The organism is Iningainema tapete BLCC-T55, assembly GCF_014698965.1.
Taxonomy (GTDB): domain Bacteria; phylum Cyanobacteriota; class Cyanobacteriia; order Cyanobacteriales; family Nostocaceae; genus Iningainema; species Iningainema tapete.
In genome coordinates this window covers 36,057-54,558 of the sequence record NZ_JACXAE010000088.1, presented here as the reverse complement: position 1 = coordinate 54,558, position 18,502 = coordinate 36,057, and the positions used below count along the sequence as shown (strand labels likewise).

Below are 18,502 nucleotides of genomic sequence, written 5' to 3'. Positions count from 1 at the left end.
ATGGAAAGCCTAGTAATTGGCGTCTTTGCCAGCTTATGTGCAGGACTTGCTACAGTAGTAGGTGCATTGCCTATTTTACTGCCAATCAATTTAACGCAGCGATCGCAAGCCATCATGTTGGGGTTTGGTGGGGGAGTGATGTTGGCGGCGACATCATTTTCGTTGGTTATACCTGGTACAGAGGCGGCAATGTCTCAAGGCTACGGTAAAACAAGTGCAGCTTTAATTATTGTGGTGGGTATTCTGTTGGGAGGAGCATTTCTACAATTGGCGCATCGGCTTTTACCCCACGAACACTTTTTCAAGCAAGAGGATAGCGAGCGAAGCAGTAATTTAAAGCGGATATGGCTGTTTATTGCGGCAATTACTATTCATAACTTCCCCGAAGGATTGGCAGTAGGAGTGAATTTTGGTAATAATAATATTAGCGATGGCATTCCCGTTGCTTTGGGGATTGGCTTGCAAAATATTCCTGAAGGCTTAGTAGTTGCGTTATCTTTGGTAGCAGAGAAGTATTCAGCAGGTTATGCTTTGTGGATTTCTCTGCTTACGGGTTTGGTAGAGCCAATTGGTGGTTTAGTTGGTGCTGGTGTGGTGAGTGTGGCTAATTTTATTTTGCCTTGGGCAATGGCATTTGCTGCGGGGGCAATGTTGTTTGTAATTAGTGATGAAATTATTCCTGAATCTCATCGTAAGGGTTTAGAAAAAGAAGGAACTATTGGTGTGATGGTGGGGTTTGTTGTGATGATGTTTTTAGATATTGCTTTGGGGTGATTGGGGATAAGGTGAGGCTCCGCCTCACGGAAGGCACTCCCAGGTTCTACCTGGGAACGAGAGACTAGGAACAAGAAAAGGAGAAAAAAATGGATTTGATTAGGTTTGAACATATTAATCTTTCTTGTCAGGATGTGGAGGTAACAAAGAAGTTTTATCAAACTTTGTTTCCTGACTGGTATGTGCGGGTTGAAGGCGTAACTGATGAAGGGCGTTGGATGCATTTTGGCAATAACCAATTTTATCTTGCTCTCAATGATGCGCCTCAACAACAGCGGGTACATACAGCTTACGAAAGCATTGGAATTAATCACATTGGCTTGGTGATTAAAGATGGCGAAGCTATGAAGAAACTACTGGAAGATGAGGGCATTGAGTATTACACATACACATCCCCTGAAACCAAGCACAGAATTTACTTCAACGATCCAGATGGTAATGAAATTGAATTGGTAGAATATCAGCCAGAATACGCTTTGAAGTAATTTGAAAATAGCTAATGGCTAATGGCTAATAGTTAATGGTTAATGGCTAATAGCATTCTTAACAATTAGCAATCAACAATTAGCAATCAACAGTTAGGAGCTTGATTAGTAACAATAAAACCTTATGAACACAACCAAAAAAGTGGCAGTAGTAACTGGCGGAAATCGCGGTTTGGGTTTTGAAGCTTCTCGTCAATTAGCTAAACTTGGATATCAGGTAGTTCTTACCAGTCGAAATGAGACGAAAGGGAAAGCTGCAGCAGAAAAGTTACAAGCAGAAGGTTTGGATGTAACTTATCATCCTCTTGATGTAACGAGTGAAGAAAGCAGCCAAAAATTAGCTGAGTTCATTGGTGAGAAGTATGTTCGTCTTGATGCATTGGTAAATAATGCTGGTTTATATATTGATGCTCAGGCAGGTAATAATAGTGTATTCGATGCCAAAATAGACACTTTGCGCGAAACTATGGAAACGAATGTTTACGGTGTTTTGCGAGTTAATCAAGCGTTGATTCCGTTGATGAAGAAACAAAATTATGGACGAATAGTGAATGTTTCTTCTGGCATGGGACAATTGAGTGAAATGGGTGGTGGTTACACTGGATATCGGATTTCTAAAGCTGGTTTGAATGCTTTGACACGAATTTTGGCTAGTGAATTACAAGGCACAAATATATTAGTGAATTCAGTTTGTCCTGGTTGGGTGAAAACAGAAATGGGTGGTGCAAATGCGCCCCTTACACCAGAACAAGGTGTGGATACTATTGTCTGGTTGGCGACTCATCCTGATGGTGGAAGTTCAGGTGGATTTTTTCGCGATCGCCAACCAATTGATTGGTAAATAAGGAGCAGAAAATGAGCAGATTACAAGGCAAGTATATCTTAATTACAGGGGCATCGCAAGGTTTGGGGAGACAATTAGCAATTGATTTTGCCCGTGAAGACGCAGCGGGAATATCTATTGTGGCGCGTAATGTTGAGTTGCTCAATGAAGTACGTAATACTATCAATGAAATAGCACCATTAACTCAAGTTTTAGTCATGAGTGCTGACTTAACAAAGCACGAAGATATTGAGCGTGTAGTTGCCACAACTTTGAGTGAATTTAATGGTCATCTTGATGTATTAGTGAATAATGCATCAAGTATTGGTCCTTCTCCCATGCCTTACTTACTCGACTACCCACTTGAGGATTTTCGTGATGTTATCAACACCAATTTAATCGCCCCATTTTTATTAATTAAAAAGGCATTACCTGCGATGATTGAGAATGGTGGTTCCATTATCAACGTTACAAGTGATGCAGGGGTAAATGGTTATCCTGGTTGGGGGGCATACGGAATCTCAAAATTTGGTATTGAAGGGATGTCGCAGACATGGGCGGCAGAACTTGAAGACAGTGGTGTGCGTGTCAATTGGGTAGATCCTGGTGATATGAACACCCTGATGCATCGAATGGCAGAGCCTGATGAAGATCCTACCGAGTGGGCTAATCCAGCAGATGTTACTGAGGTATTTGTCTATTTAGCGTCTGATGAATCACGCCACGTCAATGGGCAAAGATTCCAAGCTCAAGAGGAAAATTGGGGTAGGGAATTAGAAGCACCCGCACTGGTTTGAGTGTCTCGTTCCCAGGCTCAGCCTGGGAATGCATCTCTTGAGGCTCCGCCTCCCCTAAAGTGTGGGGCAAAATAGTGCGCGTTTATACAATACATCAGGGGTAAATATTATATGCTGACCAAACCCTTTACTTTTGTACTTCCGGCGGAACTCTCCGCCAAAGAACCACCAGAGCGAAGAGGAATTGCCCGCGATGGCGTGCGGTTGATGGTTATTAATCGTCACACCGATCAAGTTGAACATACTCGTTTCAACGAGTTGGGTAATTTCTTGCGCCCTGGTGATTTACTTGTTTTTAATACAAGTCGTACTCTTCCGGCTGCACTTGATGGTTGTGATGCCCATGCAGGAGAATGCGTAGAAATCCGTTTAGCACAACATCTCAGTAATGATTCTTGGCTGGCTTTGCTGATGTGCAAACAGGGTAATCTCTTTACCTGTGTACAAAGTGGAATGCAGATTGATTTTGGTCAAGGGTTAACTGCTACAGTTGAAAATCGAGACACTCGTATTCCCCGACTTTGGCAAGTACGCTTTTCTAAATCAGGCAAAGAGTTTATGGATTTACTCTATCGTTTGGGAAGTCCGATTCGTTATGAGTATGTGTCTGCACCTTGGGATTTGGATTACTATCAAACAGTCTACGCCAAAGAACCGGGTTCTGCGGAAATGCCTTCAGCAGGGCGGGCGTTTACTTGGAAGCTGCTGTTTAATTTAAAGCGTCGTGGAATAGAAACAGCACACATCTTGCTGCATACCAGTTTATCTTCTTATATGGATGATGAAATAGACGCTCAACATCTCGCCTCGGAAGAAGAATACTTGATTAGTGAAGCGGCGGCACAAAAGATTAACCGCACCCATGAGGAAGGAGGAAGAGTGATTGCGGTAGGTACTACTGTAGTTAGGGCTTTGGAATCAGTCGCAGATGCAACTGGGAAGGTGCAACCCCAACATGGTTACACAAAACTACGTATTACTGCTGAGCATAAACTTAAGACGCTGGATGGATTACTAACAGGTTTGCACGAACCAGAAGCCAGTCACCTCGACTTACTTACGGCGTTTCTACCAGCAGAGCAAATTTGCTCAGCTTACTCTGATGCTGTGCAGCGTGGTTATCTGTGGCACGAGTTCGGAGATTTGAATTTGATTTTGTAGTAGCGATCGCACTTTTATCTTCCCAGCTGATTTCTCACCCAACGCCGAAATGCTTTAACCAACTCTAGATAGTCAATGTTCGGTGCTTGTTGTAAGAAGTCGGCAATTTTTGCAACGGGTAAATTGGGAAAAAATTGACTTTCTTGGGAGGAGATATAACCTTGATTTTGGAGTTGCTTAATTACCAATGAATTACCGTCGTAAATCCAGACTTCAGCAACTCGTAAATCAGCATAAACCTGGAGACGATTAAGAGAACTACTGGTGATATCAATTTCAATTACCAAGTCTGGTGCTGGATCTTCAAATGGATCTAACCGTTTTTTCCCTCGAACAGCATCAATATTACGAATGTAAAAGCATTCATCTGGCTCTGCACCACTAAGTTCGGGGCGTTTAAAAGTAGTTGAGCCAAGGGGATAAATTTGAATTTCTAGTTCTTCAGCCAAAGTTTCCACAAAGCGCCCCATTACTGTTTTGCCTAGTTCATGTTCTGGAGAAGGAGCCATAATTTCTAAATTACCCCGATTGTAAGTGAGGCGCAAACGGCGATGATTAAGTTCCGCCAATAGGGTTTCGTAGGTTTGCCAACTAATCCCGGAAAGATGAATAATCTCTGTTGGTGGCGTGATTGGGGTTGCAATCATGGGAACATTAAAGCAAGAGGATTTCTCAATCGTATTCTAGCTGACTTTCAAGGTTCTGCGCCGTGCCTGTTGATGATTGACTTTCCAAGTCAGTCACGTTTACCACGCAACTTATAGTACTTTAAGCCACTGATTCCACCCCAAATCGCGCCCAAAATTGTTCCAATATAAATACAGAAATCCCAAATGACACTTAGATATGCTGCCATCATCCCCGTAGCTATACCACTTAGGCGAGGATTTGAGAAGCTTGGCTCGGTTATTACCGTCAACTTATACCACAACCAACCGATGAAATAACCAGCACTAGAACCAAGTAAACTAACAAAAACTGACTGTAAAAATATTAATAATCCATGCTTTAGAGACTTCAAACGTACCAGAGCAAGTGCGACAAATATCGCTCCTATCAATGCTACAATTGTTAATATTAGTACAAGGTTTGCAACAATTACTCTGACTATGAGAACCTCCTAAACTACTCGGCTCGCGATCATTACTTAATATTGTAATAATATATCTCGTTGTTCGTTCATGACAATAACTTTAATTCAATGGCACTATCGACAAAATCAATGAAGACGGGGAGAATGAATAATGAACTATGAAGAACTAATTAATGATATTAGCCATATAAATAATACAGTTCAAACAGTAGTTGTACGAGCAGTTAACCAAATTCAGACAATTCGTAACTGGTTTATCGGTGCTTATATTGTGGAGTATGAACAAAACGGAGTAGACCGAGCTGCATATGGCACGCAGTTGCTCAAAAAACTTGCTGAAGATTTAAAAAATCGAAACCTTGAAGGGCTATCAGACCGTAATTTAAAAAACTTTCGACAATTCGCTTTGACTTATCCAGGCTTGGCTAGTGATGAAAACTTGTCAGCTTTTTTACCATTAATTAGCTTACCAGTAAATAATATGATAATTCGGCAGACAGTGTATGCCGAATTTAAAACCATACCACAAAACCTATTCCCTGCACTTCGAGCACGCGAGCTACAACAACCTTCTCTTTCATGGCAAGACAGTAACTATTACCAGCGCTTATTTACTACCCTGTCTTGGTCACACATACTGGAATTCACCCGGATCGACAATACTACTAAACGGGCTTTTTATGAAATAGAAAGTATAAAAGGTTTCTGGTCTACTAGGGAGCTTAAGCGTCAAATCAACAGTATGCTTTATGAAAGAGTAGGTCTTTCTAAAGATAAGGATGCAATCCTTGCTCTTACTACTCATGGACAAATCCTCGACAGCCCTAAAACTGTTTTACGCGATCCCTACGTTTTAGAGTTTTTGGGACTAGAAGAACGAAATACTTATTCGGAATCTGACTTAGAACAAGCTTTAATTGACCACCTGCAAGATTTTATGCATGAACTGGGTCGAGATTTCTGCTTTGTTGACCGCCAGTTTCGCATCACAGTAGCAGCAGAACATTACTTTCTTGACCTTCTATTCTACCATCGTGCCTTGCAATGTCTTATTGCTATTGATCTAAAGCTGGGGAAGTTCCGCCACGAATACGCAGGACAAATGAACTTCTACCTCAACTACTTAAGAGAAAACATTATCTATCCGCATGAAAACCCACCCGTTGGAATTCTCCTCTGTGCTGAAAAAGATGCCGAAGCCGTTCACTATGCCACTGCTGGATTAGATAATCAATTATTTGTTTCCCGCTATTTAGTTGCTCTCCCCTCAGAGGAGACTCTCAAAAAGTGGCTCAAAGAGGAACAAGACAGATTAGAACAACAATTTGATTTTGAATCTGGGAGGGAAACATGACCCTTACCTCAAACACCTTGCTTAAGAGACTTCAAACGCACGCTTAGCAAGTGCGACAAATATCGCTCCTAGCAATACTACAATTGTTAATATTAGTACAATGTTTGAAACAATTACTCTGACTATGAGAACCTCCTAAACTACTCGGCTCGCGATCATTACTTAATATTGTAATAATATATCTCGTTGTTCGTTCACGACAATAACTTTAATTCAATGCTAAAATGAATGACTACCTTTTTTAGTATGCTGATTAGTAAGTGTTAGGCAATTATTAGTTTTCATGAAAATTTTTTGAGTAAATTATTTAGTCTGGAGAGTTTTTTTGGGGCAATAGGTGCAACCATAGCGGTATTGTTGGTGAGATGGGCATTTCGTTCACGCTCATGACAATTTTTTACGAGAGCAAGATGCTTATGCTCACCATCTCTTTGCTAACTGAAACGCAGGCAAAAAACGAAGCAGTACGTCTTGACATTCTGGGTATTTCCAAAGATAAATTTAAATTCGTAATAGCACCAGATTTATTTAATAAGTATAATTTAAGCTACTTGAAGGAAGTAAAGTTTTAATCAAAAAGAGGTGAGCGCTCTTTCAAGCATCTGTCCTCGTAAATTTTTCCTTTCACTTTTTGCTTAATCTTGTCGCCTAAAAACTTCGGAAATCAACGTGGTAAATGCTCCCAAATTATCATATTGAACTATCAGTCTTTGGTACTCGTTTGTCGTAACTAGCTTACCAACTACTATCTCAAATTCTTCTCCAATCTTCACCTTTTTAGGTACATTGACACTAATATCATTTTGCAAATATATCGGATTATTTTTTTGTTCTGTTGGTAACACAAAATCTTGATTTTCTGCTAACGAAATACTTAAATCACTATTCATATACTCTTTTCGTCCGCGCCATCCCGACAATTCTATTTCTGCTTTGGCTGGTTCATTGGCAAAGCTATTGAGATGCTCGCGAATTATCGTAATTTTCTCCAAATCGCCACTCTCAGCATAGATACTAGCTACACTAGTTCGCCAATCTTGATATCGAAAAAATAACTCTGTACCAAATTTTTTTCCAGCTTCTAGTTTTTTTGCTACCCAGGCATTCTTATCCTCACCAAAGGATAATGCCCTCATAGACAAAAATGCTGGGTGAATGACTCCATCGGGTTGACTACAAATTTGCTTTTCAATCTGCCAGGTTTTTTCTGATTCTGTTCCATCATTAGTGTATTTATTAGTATGGGTAATTAATGTTTTCTCTTCATTAGCTTGAAATTTCCTCACAGCTTTAAATGAATTCAGAACTTCTTGATCTGGAGAATACACCGTCCATATTCCGTGCCAAGCAACACCGGATGTCGTGATATGTCCAAATAAATTTTCCCAGTTTTGATCTTGTGAATTCATTGTTTTTCTGATTGAGAAGTTGACTAATTAAGATTGCAGGTATTGTAGCAAGGTTTCGGCGTAAAGTTTGGGATCGCGTAGATACATTAGAGGGCTGCCGTGTAGAACCTTGGTTGTAGAATGGGGAACAAGTCGGGCAGTGTCTTCAATAAAAGGCGTGAACATGGTCTTGTTGGTATTAGCTTATTAAGTATGCTTCTATTTTGAGAAATGATTGGCGATTATGGTAGATTATATATAAATCGAACAACTACCTTACCGCAATTTCTACCACTGAGCAGGTATTCTACAGCAGCCGGAATGGATTCTAATCCCAAAAACTCGGTAGGATCAACAACTACTTTGAGCTTGTTAGAGTAGAATAAGTTGAATAGGCGATCACGTGCCTCTACCATATACTCTTTATATAGTGGCATGAGAAATCCCCGCACCGAAGCTGCTTTCCAGAAAAGTTTTTGATAAATTCGCGATTGTGTTACTTGCGCAAAATTATTACCATATTCTGACACAAAACCAACCACAACTAAACGCCCCCGAATTGCCAAGTTATCTACACAGGTGTCGAAGACTTGTTTACCCACACATTCAAAAACTAGATTAACGCCATTGGGATATTCTTGCTTGAGGACAAGATTTAGATCTTCCTTACGGTAGTTGATCATGCGATCGCATCCCAACTCACTCAGCAACTGTCCCTTTGCATCCGATCCACAAGTACCAATCACATGATTACCTGCTAACTTTGCTAACTGTACTGCAATATGTCCAGTTCCACCAGCTGCCGCCGTCACCAAAACAACTTCTTGGCTTTTCATCTCCCCCACTTGTTCTAATGCCACCAAAGCTGATACACCAGTAGGCATCAGAGTTAGTACCTCTGGCGTAGCTTCAGGCACTTTGAATGCTAAATTGGCATTGATTGTCTGGTACTCACGATAACCTCCCCCACGTATGGTAGTCACCACAGCATCACCAACTTGAAATGTAACATTACTTCCCACTGCTACTACTTCTCCCACCGCTTCCACACCCAAATCAAAGGGAGGAGTTAAGTTAACGTAACTCACATCGCCTCGGCAAAGTAAAGTGTCGAACCCAGCGTTAACTCCAGCAAACTTGTTCCGAATCACAATTTCATCTGGTGCAGGTTCGGGTATGGGAAGTTCGACAATTTCAATAGCTGATTTAAAATCTTGAGCAAACTGTTTTGCAACTAGTTTTTTGTATGTGCTTGAACTCATTTGTTCCAATGCCAAGGATAGTAAGTGTGAAACGGCGGTTCCCAAGTATGGTATGAAAGATGGGGATTGCCTCCGCGCACAAAGGCAAAGTATCCTGTTTCAGTATATGCTGGGGCATGTGGAATTAATTCTGGACGCCAAAAGTAACAGCCTGGGGTCATATAACCAGCCTGTGTTGTCATGCTTCCCTGAAGTACAAACTCCTCCTCAGGAATCGGATGATACTCCGCAACAGTTTCGGCAAACTGCGGCAAACACCCTAGCAGCCAAGTACTTCTTCCACCCTCAGATCCCTTACGTAAAGTTTTTCTCATCGCGCCTAGTGGAAAGCCTGGGGTGAGAGTTGAAGTCCAAGGGATTAGTTCAGAACTCGACGAAGGAATATATAATTCTCTTTTTGCTCCCGGCGCATCGGTTAATGATGTCACAAAGCAGGGATGACGTTCGGGCATCCAAAGAGCTATAGTATTTTCCTGAGCGCTCCATGCTTCGATGCAAACACCTTCTGGAATGAAGCCGTAAGTGTAGCGTCCGAGACGGAGTTGCCCTATCCGCAACTGTCCGCTAAGTACAAAAATTTCCACGTCGCAGTTGAAATAACCTGAACTGCTCTCCCAGTTTTGTGTCCACTCGACAAGTTCGGTGGACGCGCCAGTTTCGGTATCGAAGCTCAGAATCCTTGTTTGGTGAACTTCCTTGATCCCATCCACAACCCAAGGTTTCTGCTCGACATCCCCTGATTGAATGAATTCAACGTGCTTTCTTGCCATAATGTTTTTGACAATATCCGTGTAGTGTTAATCTTTATCATCAAGAAATTCGATTACATGCTGCGATATTTCTTCAGATCTCTGGTTCATCATGCATATAGTTCCGCCTTCAATCTCAACCACTTTTCCCTGAGGAATTGCTGTTAAAATCAAATGCTGATTTTCTGCATTTGCTAAACCTAGCTGTTGAAACTGTTTCATGTCCTCAGTTCCCCAGATAATTAGGGAGGGACATTTTATGCGTCGAAATCTTTCTTCTGCCTCCAGACAGTAGTTTGCTACAGCCCAAACTGCATATAAAGGATAACCAAAGCATTTTAAATCATCTAATACCAAAGTGTGATTTAATTCAGCAGATTCTACATACTTTGCACGGGCTGCCCATCTTTCCATCAGGTGGGAGCCGTCTGTTTTTATGTGAAAACCTTCAGAAAATCTTTTTAATAGGGCTGCTTTGCCTGCTTCACCAAAGACAACCGGATTAGATAAGATAAGTTTTTCGACTCTTTCCGGATATTCTGCCGCTACCTCTCCTGCGACAAATGCACCTGTATGGTTTCCCAAGATGCTTGTGGTTTTTATGCCTAATTTGTCTAACAGGAGGATGACTGTTTTAGCATAGTCTTCAATTGAATACATTCTTGGGGGTTTATCTGAATCACCGAAACCCAGAAAGTCCATAGCAATGACACATCGATTTTTTGCCAAAATAGGCATTAACTCTCTATACTCGTTACTACTTGTTTGGTTCTGATGTAGTAAAACCAGAGGATTTCCTTCACCGCCTATGCGGTAAAGAATCTGCCCGTCTTCGGTGTCTAAAAAGGCTCGCTTGATTGGTTTGTTCATATCAATTTTTGGGAGGCAGAGCCTCCAGGATGGCATTCCCAGCCGGAGGCTGGGAACGAGGAGACGAGGAGAGACGCGGAGCGTGGGAACGAGAGATGTTTCTAGCCGGAGCTACGGCAGGCTTTGTACGTGTAGCCGCACCCTTCAGGGTGTGGCGAAAAACGAAGATGCTCCCGAGACTACGCTAGTCTGCGTTTAATTTCTAGTGCTAAATTTTCTACAGGTACTTCTACTTGTTCGCGGGTTTTCAAATCTTTGAGAGAAGACTTTTGCGCTGCTGCTTCTTCAGAACCAATTATCACGCAAAATTGAATTCCTTGTTTCTCAGCTTGTTGGAATTGTTTACCTAACGGACGTTGTTCAAAACTAGTAATAACATTAATTCCTGCTTGTCGCAATTGTTGCGACACATTTAAGTAAACTGGCATCAAATCATCTTGCATATTTACTACCATCACCTGCGCTGGGGTAGCAGCAAAGGTATCCAAAATACCAGCTTTCAACAAACGACTAATTAACCTGGTTAAACCGATGGAAATGCCCACACCAGGCATTTTCTCACCCAAAAATGTCCCTACCAATTCTTCATATCTACCGCCAGAGCAAATGCTACCCAAAGCTTCGTGTCCGACTAGAGTAGTTTCGTAAACTGTACCCGTATAGTAATCTAAACCACGTGCGATCGCCAAATCAATACAGAACCGATTCTCCGCCACGCCCAAATTCCGAACACCTGCAATCACCGTTTCCAACTCTGTCACACCGATACTCAATTCTTCAGCTTCTCTAGTTTGAGCCAAATACTTGAGTTTATCCAATACCTGATCAACAGTACCATTAATCTTAATAAACTCAATAATTTGTTGAGTTTGCTCCGCCAAAACACCTTCTTTCTCTAAATCTTGTTTTACTTTAGCTTCCCCGACTTTTTCTAAAGTATCAATAATACCAATACAAGATTTAATTTTATTTTCCTCCACACCTACCGACTTAAAAAAACCAGTGAGAATTTTGCGATTATTGATGCGAATCAGAAAATCACCAATATTGACAGATGTAAATATTTCCGATATAATAGCAGGCATTTGCGCATCATAAAGCAAACTCAGTTCACGACGAGCAACAACATCAATATCGCACTGACGGAACTGACGAAAACGACCATCTTTTGCCCTTTCTCCGCGAAAAACAACATCCATTTGATAACGAGCAAAAGGAAAAGTCAACTCATTTAAATGACGAGCAATATAAGCAGCCAAAGGAACAGTTTGGTCAAACTTCAAAGCCCTAGCTTCCGAACCAGTTTCCCCAGCCTTATCCTTTTCCGCCTGTCGATTAGGAGGCAGAATCGGACTTATACCATAAATAATATTATCACCTTGATTCCCCTTTGCTTGTAGAACCTCCAAACGTTCCACCGCCGGAGTTTCAATCGGCGTAAAACCATAACTTTCAAACACCCTCCGGATAGTATCTAAGAGATACACTTCCAAACGTTTTTCACCAGGAAGAAACTCAGGGAAACCACTAGGAGTAGAAAAATTCACTTTATCAGCCTTCGTCATGCCTTAATCCCAATTGTAGATTGAAATAGAGTTCTTGCGTTCCCAGTCAGATATTGAATATTTTGAACCACAGATGCACACAGATAAACACAGATAATTTATCTGTGTGCATCTGTGTTTATCTGTGGTTTTTTTTTCATAAATGAATATGTTTTATCTCAAACGTTCCTCTTGAATCAAAGTACGTTGGAAAAGTTGATCATTCTTAAACCAATGCCAAGTACGCGATCGATAATTATTACAAGGACTAATTTGAATCATTTCATACAAATAAAACCCCGGCATATTCTTATAAGCAAACCATAAAATAATCGTCGAATCATCAACCTCCCAAGCCTTCCCCTCAATCCGCTCAGTATCAAACCAAATCTTCCCATCGCGATAGCTAGCAGGAAACCGATGCTCCTCCTGCTTACCATCAGACCAAGTATACCGATTAATTTGATAATAAGAAAACAAACCATCATCAGGAAACTGACAACTCAAATGAGATTCATGCCTATCAACAACCTTCCCCTCCCCATCAACCACAATATACGTACCAACCCAATCCCCCTCATGACGAACAAGAACAGGCATATTTTCACGAATACCAGACATAAAAACCCCCTTCAAAAACACCCTCTCTTCCTCTTCCTCTTCCCTTCGCGCACTTCGCGCCTTCTCTTCGAGACGCTTCGCGAACGCGGTTCATAAATCTAACCCTCAAACCACCAAGGATCACCCACCAACTTAGTCTTCACCAAAAAAGCCTTAGAACGCAAAAACCGCCTCAACCCAGAAGCACCCATACGAGAAGCACCCAAACCAGAAAACCGAAAAGAATTCTTCTCACCCTCATGCAAAACACTCGTCAGAGCAGCATCATTAATACTAATAGCACCAGCATCAACCTGACGAGCAACCAGCAAAGCATCCCCCTCCAACCCAGCAAAAACAGCAGCACTCAAACCATAAACAGAATCATTCGCCAAACTAACTGCCTCCTCAACACTAGAAAAAGACATAACAGGCATAATAGGACCAAAAGTTTCCTCAGTCATCACCTTCATAGAATGATCCACCTGAGTCATCACAGTAGGAAAACACCACCAACCACCACCATGCTCCTCAACCTCCCCACCGCAGTGAATCACCGCCCCTTTTTCCTGGGCATCCAACAAATGATCGCTAATAATCGCCGCTTGTCTTTCTGCAATAATCGGACCAATTTCGCCACTTTCCAGAGTAGGATAAGCTAACTTCAAACGTCTAGCTTTCGTCACCAATTGGGCAATAAACTGCTCAAAGATAGATTCAGCAACGTAAATTCGCTCAATAGAAAGGCAAGACTGTCCGGTGTTGACAACAGAACCCCACAAAATTGCCGAGCTAGCTAAATCCAAATTAGCAGATTGGAGGACGATCGCCGGATCTTTCCCGCCCAATTCCAAACAAGCCGGAATAAAGCGTCTAGCCGCAACTTCTGCCACCTTTCTTCCCGTCGCCACACTTCCAGTAAAACATATAAAATCCACATACTCAAGTAGAGCAGCGCCCGTTTCACCTGCTCCCTCAACAAAACTTAACACATCGCGCAATTTTGGCACAGTGTTAACTGCCGCCAATAGTGGTGCGACAAAGCGAGGAGCAATCTCACTCGGTTTAACAATCACAGCACAACCCGCAAGCAATGCTGGGATTGTATCAATTGTCGAAAGTAACAGCGGAAAATTCCACGGGCTAATTACCCCAACTAAAGGGTAAGGAACCAATGTTTGTTGCAACTCAATAAAAGGAATTGCTGTTTCTTTTGCCGATTCTTGCAGCAATTCTGGTGCTAATTTACACCATCTATCAATTGTCGAAAGGAAAGAGTCAATTTCCAGTATCGTGATTGATAATCTTCCCGTATCATTGACTAAAGCTTCAGTCAATTTATCGCGTCCAGAAATTATCGCGCTCTTCCACTGCTGCAACGCTTCAATTCTTCCCTCTACACCAAGAGAAAGCCAGCTTTTTTGCGCTCTGCGTAGACGCCCACATTGTTGCGCCAGCAGCTTGGGGGGCGGCGGGATAATTACATAGTCAAATTTTCCAGTGCGGGGGTTGCGGACTTCGATTGTTTTGGACATCCGTCATATTACTCCCTGTTTGCTTAATAGCTCAATGGTTTCAAGCTGAGTTTGCAAAAAATGTTTGCGGTCTACCTCTTTTTCCAGCATAGTATTAGCCGGGTAAAAATGGGATTGGCGATAACTTTCAGCGTAGAGTTCAAACCGTTGTCGCGCAAGTAAATTATTTAACCCAGGTCTTTTGCGGTAGCGGCGTAATGCAGCTAAGTCTATTTCTGCAAATGCTGCCATGCTCTCGCCTGCACCTGTTTCTGCTATTACCGTTCCTTTATAGTCGATGATTTTGGAGCCGCCATTAGCCGAAGCATCTGGAATGGGGATATTAACTATGCCTGCTGTGTTTGCTGAGACTAAGTATGCTAAATTTTCCACAGCGCGAGTGATTTTTGCCGCATCTTTGGGTTTGAGGGTTGTTCCGCCATATACTTCGGAAGTCGTATGGAGAAAAATCTCGGCTCCTCGCATTGCTAAACATCGAGTTACTTCTGGGTATAAGATTTCTTCAGATGCGATCGCCGCTAAATTCCCAATCTCTGTCTTTGCTACCGGAAACACCCCCTCCAAGCCGTAGCAGTCGAGATATTTATCCCAAACATCGTGGGGTGTCGGTGCAAACATGGAATTCAGTCGGCGATAGCGTAAAACAATTGTCCCTGATGGGTCGATGACAAAGCAAGTTTGAAAATATAACCCAGAAAAGTTCGGGTCTAATTCGTAAGCGTTACCTGCAATAAATATACCATGTTTTTGGGCAATTTCACTTAAAGCTTCATACTCAGCACCAGCCATTTCTAAACAAGCTTTTTCCGCCCACACAGCGAGTGACTCTCCCATGGGAAAACCTGTCAGGAAGTATTCGGGTAAGACAATTAAACGACAGTCAGAACCAATAAAAGCAATACTGGCAGCGATTTGTTTTGCTAAGCGGTTGATGGTATTTTGCATTAAAGAACGGGCTTCTGAGCGGTTAGTTGCCGAGTTGACTGCGTGGCAAGTAACTTGGAGTGCTAAAGCTATGAAAGATTCTATGCGATCGCTATTTGCTGCCATAATTTTGTGATTATTCTTTTTTACTTAAATCAACAATTATTGTTATTATTTATAAGTTTTAGTATAATTCACACCATGCAAAAATAAAAAATGAGTATCTTTAAAAAATACACACGGGTTGCTTTTGCAGTTTTTTCTTTTAGTATTTTGTTATGCACTCAAGTAGCTGAAGCTACTGTTGTTTTTCCTGTACGCGCTAAAAAAGGGATGGTGGTTTCGGCTCATCCTCTTGCTAGTGATGCAGGTTTATTAATGTTACGTAAGGGTGGTAATGCTGTTGATGCCGCAGTAGCTACAGCTTTCGTGATTTCAGTTGTGGAGCCTTTTTCAGCAGGAATTGGTGGCGGTGGTTTTTTGCTGATACATTCCGCAAAGGGAGAAATTAAGGCTTTAGATTTCCGGGAACGCGCACCGTTGAAAGCGACAAGAAATATGTATTTGGATGCACAAGGTAAGGTAGTTCCAAATGCAAGTGTTAATGGTTATTTGGCGGCAGCAACACCAGGCACAGTGGCAGGACTTTATGAGGTGCATCGTCAATATGGTAAGCTGCCTTGGTTTGAAGTTGTAAAACCTGCGATCGCACTAGCTCAAAATGGTTTTATTTTAAGTCAAATACCAACTTGGCGATCAATACAGGTGTACGCAGAACGCTTGAAAGTAATTCTTGCTAATCCAGCAGCACGAGCAATTTTTACTCGCAACGGAGAATTTTACAGTGCTGGGGAAAAGTTAGTGCAGCGCGACTTGGCTAGAACTCTAGCAGAAATTGCCAAGAATCCCCAAAGTTTTTATAATGGCAGAATTGCTCGTGCGATCACCAATGATATGGCAAAAAATGGTGGTTTAATCACTATTAAAGACTTGAAAGCATATAAACCAATTTGGCGTACTCCTGTATGTGGCAATTTCCGTGACTCGAAAATTTGCTCTATGCCACCACCTTCTTCAGGAGGTATCCATCTATTACAAATTCTGAATATTATCGGTGACACAGATTTAAAATCTTTGGGATGGCATCATCCCGATGCTCTACATTTAATCACAGAAGCGATGAAGATTGCTTATGCCGATCGCTCAAAACATCTAGGTGATCCAGATTTTGTCAAAGTCCCCATAGCACAACTTATTAACCCAGCCTATGCAAAAAAACGCCGTCAAGAAATTACCATGAATATGGCTAAACCTTCAACTGAAGTCAAGCCCGTAGACAGGGATACTCTTTTGCAGTTTAACCAAGCTGTACCTGATTCAACACGCACTAATCAAAAATCCTATGAGTCTCCCGAAACCACCCACCTGAATGTTGTTGATGAACAACGCAACGCTGTTAGTCTAACTTTTACAGTAAACTACGGTTTTGGTTCTGGGGTGGTAGTGCCAAGAACTGGTATTCTGTTAAATGATGAGATGGATGATTTTGCGGCAGCACCGGGTGTACCTAATGCATTTGGGCTAGTGGGTAATGAAGCAAATGCGATCGCACCACGTAAAACACCTTTATCTAGCATGACTCCCACTATTGTCACCAAAAACGGACGTCTACAAATGATTGTGGGCGCTCCTGGCGGTGGCACTATTATTACCCAAGTACTACAGGTTGTACTCAATGTACTTGAATACAGTATGGATGTTGGCGCAGCCATTTCTGCACCACGCATACATCACCAGTGGTTACCAGATGAGTTAAGAGTGGAACCACTTGGTTTAGATGCTCTCACTCTTGCCGAGTTAAAACGCCGAGGACATAATATTAAGCAGACTCAGCCTTGGGGTAATATTAATGCAATTGTCATTACACCCAACGGAACCCTAGAAGGAGCAGCCGATCCACGCGGTGAAGGTTCTCCCAGAGGGTGGTAATATCAATTCGTAATTCTAATGTATAAAATTCAGGCTTGTTTCGGGTTTTGCGATCTGAATCTGTTGCCCGATTTCTGTAGAGACGTTCCGTCGTAACGTCTCTACAATTCAACAGTGGCGGCTGATGAAGAGAATTCATTTGCCCGTGCATTAGGTACTAAAGTCCAACCTGCTTTGAGGAGTTTTTGATATGTTGCCCAACCTTTAGAACCACTTGGTATTTGGTAATCTGGTACTGCATATTGTGCAAAAGCTGTGTAAGGACGCCAAGGTTCGTTGGGTGCAGTCTGCAAATGCAAAATTTTCTCTCCATTGTCTCCAGACTTAGATAACCAACACATTTGTCGATACATGGCAAACTCCTTTGTTGTTTTTTCTATAAAAAGCATAATGACGCACTTTTGTCAAGCAACACATCACCCTGGAGGGTAATTTTTTACAAAATCTTTCTGGCAGTATTGCATCTCATCGTATCTGTAGTTTAAGAGTGTGTATGTATGCGTGACTACTTTTTTCTGTAACATCAATGGGTGCATTATGAAAATGCAGCATATGACTTGTTGCCAACAATGCTACGAATTTCTGCTACTAATTGGTTGTAGTCTGAAGACAAAACTGGTTGAGATCCTTGCAAATTAATTGGTGAAGCTATATCAATCCATGACTTACAGCCGCCGTATTCATTACGATAGGGAATTTCCTGTGGTTGGGGTAGTTTGTAAGTCTGTAATAGCAGAATATATAGTGGTTGTCGCGGTTTCCATTTCAAGCGATCGCTGATAAAGTACTCATTCCAGATATGGAACGGGAGTAAGGCGTTGACTATTGACTCTTCAGTAACTGGAAAAATATCAGTAATTTTCGCCCAACTGCTAAAGATTACTGTTTCTGGACGCCAACCAGATGTTAACTGGTGTCCGAGATCGACGTATTCTGGTTTGAGCATGAATGACTGTTGATGTTCATATGTTGGGTAGAGCAAAATTTGATCTTGCTCAACATGGAAACGTCCTCCTCGTTCGTGAATACCGCCTTTACGTAGGAGCATGATTGTTTTTCCAGCTTCTAAGGCATTAATCGCGATCGCCCATTCCTTTAGTGCATGAACAGTTTGAGTAAGTTCTAACTTACGCATAAGACTTTAGCCCTGATTC

The 18,502-nt window shown here is 41.8% G+C and carries 21 protein-coding genes; 8 read left to right on the top strand and 13 right to left on the bottom strand.

What is annotated here, in order from left to right:
* The 5 genes from ICL16_RS30025 (at position 1) to ICL16_RS30005 (ending at position 4,040) form a co-directional block, all read left to right on the top strand.
* Positions 1-774, top strand: a complete 774-nt coding sequence (locus ICL16_RS30025; RefSeq protein ID WP_190835256.1) for a ZIP family metal transporter — start codon at positions 1-3, stop codon at positions 772-774.
* A gap of 89 nt (positions 775-863) precedes the next feature.
* Positions 864-1,259: a VOC family protein gene (locus tag ICL16_RS30020; RefSeq protein WP_190835255.1), complete on the top strand. Its 396-nt coding sequence runs from the start codon at positions 864-866 to the stop codon at positions 1,257-1,259.
* 124 nt (positions 1,260-1,383) lie between these two features.
* Positions 1,384-2,100, top strand: a complete 717-nt coding sequence (locus ICL16_RS30015) for an SDR family oxidoreductase (protein WP_190835254.1) — start codon at positions 1,384-1,386, stop codon at positions 2,098-2,100.
* A gap of 14 nt (positions 2,101-2,114) precedes the next feature.
* The gene (locus ICL16_RS30010) at positions 2,115-2,879 is read left to right on the top strand and encodes an SDR family NAD(P)-dependent oxidoreductase (protein ID WP_190835253.1); all 765 of its coding nucleotides are present in this window, start codon (positions 2,115-2,117) and stop codon (positions 2,877-2,879) included.
* A 111-nt stretch (positions 2,880-2,990) separates the two neighbouring features.
* Positions 2,991-4,040, top strand: a complete 1,050-nt coding sequence (locus ICL16_RS30005) for an S-adenosylmethionine:tRNA ribosyltransferase-isomerase (protein ID WP_238361023.1) — start codon at positions 2,991-2,993, stop codon at positions 4,038-4,040.
* 14 nt (positions 4,041-4,054) lie between these two features.
* On the opposite strand, the gene ICL16_RS30000 is transcribed toward ICL16_RS30005, so the two are convergent.
* Together ICL16_RS30000 and ICL16_RS29995 are read right to left on the bottom strand one after the other, a co-directional pair.
* Positions 4,055-4,687, bottom strand: a complete 633-nt coding sequence (locus tag ICL16_RS30000; RefSeq protein WP_190835252.1) for a Uma2 family endonuclease — start codon at positions 4,685-4,687, stop codon at positions 4,055-4,057.
* An 89-nt stretch (positions 4,688-4,776) separates the two neighbouring features.
* The gene (locus tag ICL16_RS29995; RefSeq protein WP_190835251.1) at positions 4,777-5,100 is read right to left on the bottom strand and encodes a hypothetical protein; all 324 of its coding nucleotides are present in this window, start codon (positions 5,098-5,100) and stop codon (positions 4,777-4,779) included.
* Positions 5,101-5,284: 184 nt separating this feature from the next.
* On the opposite strand from ICL16_RS29995, the gene ICL16_RS29990 reads away from it, so the two are divergent.
* Both ICL16_RS29990 and ICL16_RS29985 read left to right on the top strand, forming a co-directional pair.
* Positions 5,285-6,487: a PDDEXK nuclease domain-containing protein gene (locus ICL16_RS29990; RefSeq protein WP_190835250.1), complete on the top strand. Its 1,203-nt coding sequence runs from the start codon at positions 5,285-5,287 to the stop codon at positions 6,485-6,487.
* Positions 6,488-6,903: 416 nt separating this feature from the next.
* A complete protein-coding gene (locus ICL16_RS29985) occupies positions 6,904-7,059 on the top strand; it encodes a hypothetical protein (RefSeq protein WP_190835249.1) in 156 nt (51 codons plus the stop codon).
* 63 nt (positions 7,060-7,122) lie between these two features.
* Here ICL16_RS29985 and ICL16_RS29980 read toward each other — a convergent pair whose 3' ends face one another.
* From ICL16_RS29980 to ICL16_RS29935, 9 genes are all read right to left on the bottom strand, one after another.
* Positions 7,123-7,896: a DUF3598 family protein gene (locus tag ICL16_RS29980; RefSeq protein WP_190835248.1), complete on the bottom strand. Its 774-nt coding sequence runs from the start codon at positions 7,894-7,896 to the stop codon at positions 7,123-7,125.
* Between the two features lie 27 nt (positions 7,897-7,923).
* The gene (locus tag ICL16_RS29975) at positions 7,924-8,061 is read right to left on the bottom strand and encodes a hypothetical protein (RefSeq protein ID WP_190835247.1); all 138 of its coding nucleotides are present in this window, start codon (positions 8,059-8,061) and stop codon (positions 7,924-7,926) included.
* 56 nt (positions 8,062-8,117) lie between these two features.
* Positions 8,118-9,137: a zinc-binding dehydrogenase gene (locus ICL16_RS29970; protein ID WP_190835246.1), complete on the bottom strand. Its 1,020-nt coding sequence runs from the start codon at positions 9,135-9,137 to the stop codon at positions 8,118-8,120.
* A complete protein-coding gene (locus ICL16_RS29965) occupies positions 9,134-9,907 on the bottom strand; it encodes a DUF4437 domain-containing protein (RefSeq protein WP_190835245.1) in 774 nt (257 codons plus the stop codon). Before ICL16_RS29965 ends, ICL16_RS29970 begins: the two co-directional genes overlap by 4 nt.
* 27 nt (positions 9,908-9,934) lie before the next feature.
* Entirely contained in the window at positions 9,935-10,756 is an 822-nt protein-coding gene (locus tag ICL16_RS29960; protein ID WP_190835244.1) for an alpha/beta fold hydrolase, read from the bottom strand.
* Between the two features lie 179 nt (positions 10,757-10,935).
* The gene (hisS, locus tag ICL16_RS29950; protein ID WP_190835242.1) at positions 10,936-12,321 is read right to left on the bottom strand and encodes a histidine--tRNA ligase; all 1,386 of its coding nucleotides are present in this window, start codon (positions 12,319-12,321) and stop codon (positions 10,936-10,938) included.
* A 153-nt stretch (positions 12,322-12,474) separates the two neighbouring features.
* Positions 12,475-12,921 carry a DUF3598 family protein gene (locus tag ICL16_RS29945; RefSeq protein WP_190835241.1) on the bottom strand — a complete coding sequence of 149 codons (447 nt, stop codon included), beginning with the start codon at positions 12,919-12,921 and terminating at the stop codon, positions 12,475-12,477.
* Positions 12,922-13,019: 98 nt separating this feature from the next.
* Positions 13,020-14,435, bottom strand: a complete 1,416-nt coding sequence (locus ICL16_RS29940) for an aldehyde dehydrogenase family protein (RefSeq protein WP_190835240.1) — start codon at positions 14,433-14,435, stop codon at positions 13,020-13,022.
* A 3-nt stretch (positions 14,436-14,438) separates the two neighbouring features.
* Positions 14,439-15,485, bottom strand: coding sequence for a nitrilase-related carbon-nitrogen hydrolase (locus ICL16_RS29935; RefSeq protein ID WP_190835239.1), 1,047 nt, complete (start codon positions 15,483-15,485; stop codon positions 14,439-14,441).
* Positions 15,486-15,575: 90 nt separating this feature from the next.
* Between ICL16_RS29935 and ggt the strand changes: the two genes are divergently transcribed.
* Positions 15,576-17,348: a gamma-glutamyltransferase gene (gene ggt, locus ICL16_RS29930; protein ID WP_190835238.1), complete on the top strand. Its 1,773-nt coding sequence runs from the start codon at positions 15,576-15,578 to the stop codon at positions 17,346-17,348.
* 101 nt (positions 17,349-17,449) lie between these two features.
* On the opposite strand, the gene ICL16_RS29925 is transcribed toward ggt, so the two are convergent.
* Both ICL16_RS29925 and ICL16_RS29920 read right to left on the bottom strand, forming a co-directional pair.
* Positions 17,450-17,701, bottom strand: coding sequence for a hypothetical protein (locus ICL16_RS29925; RefSeq protein ID WP_190835288.1), 252 nt, complete (start codon positions 17,699-17,701; stop codon positions 17,450-17,452).
* A gap of 182 nt (positions 17,702-17,883) precedes the next feature.
* Entirely contained in the window at positions 17,884-18,483 is a 600-nt protein-coding gene (locus ICL16_RS29920) for a DUF1802 family protein (RefSeq protein ID WP_190835237.1), read from the bottom strand.
* Positions 18,484-18,502: the final 19 nt, after the last annotated feature.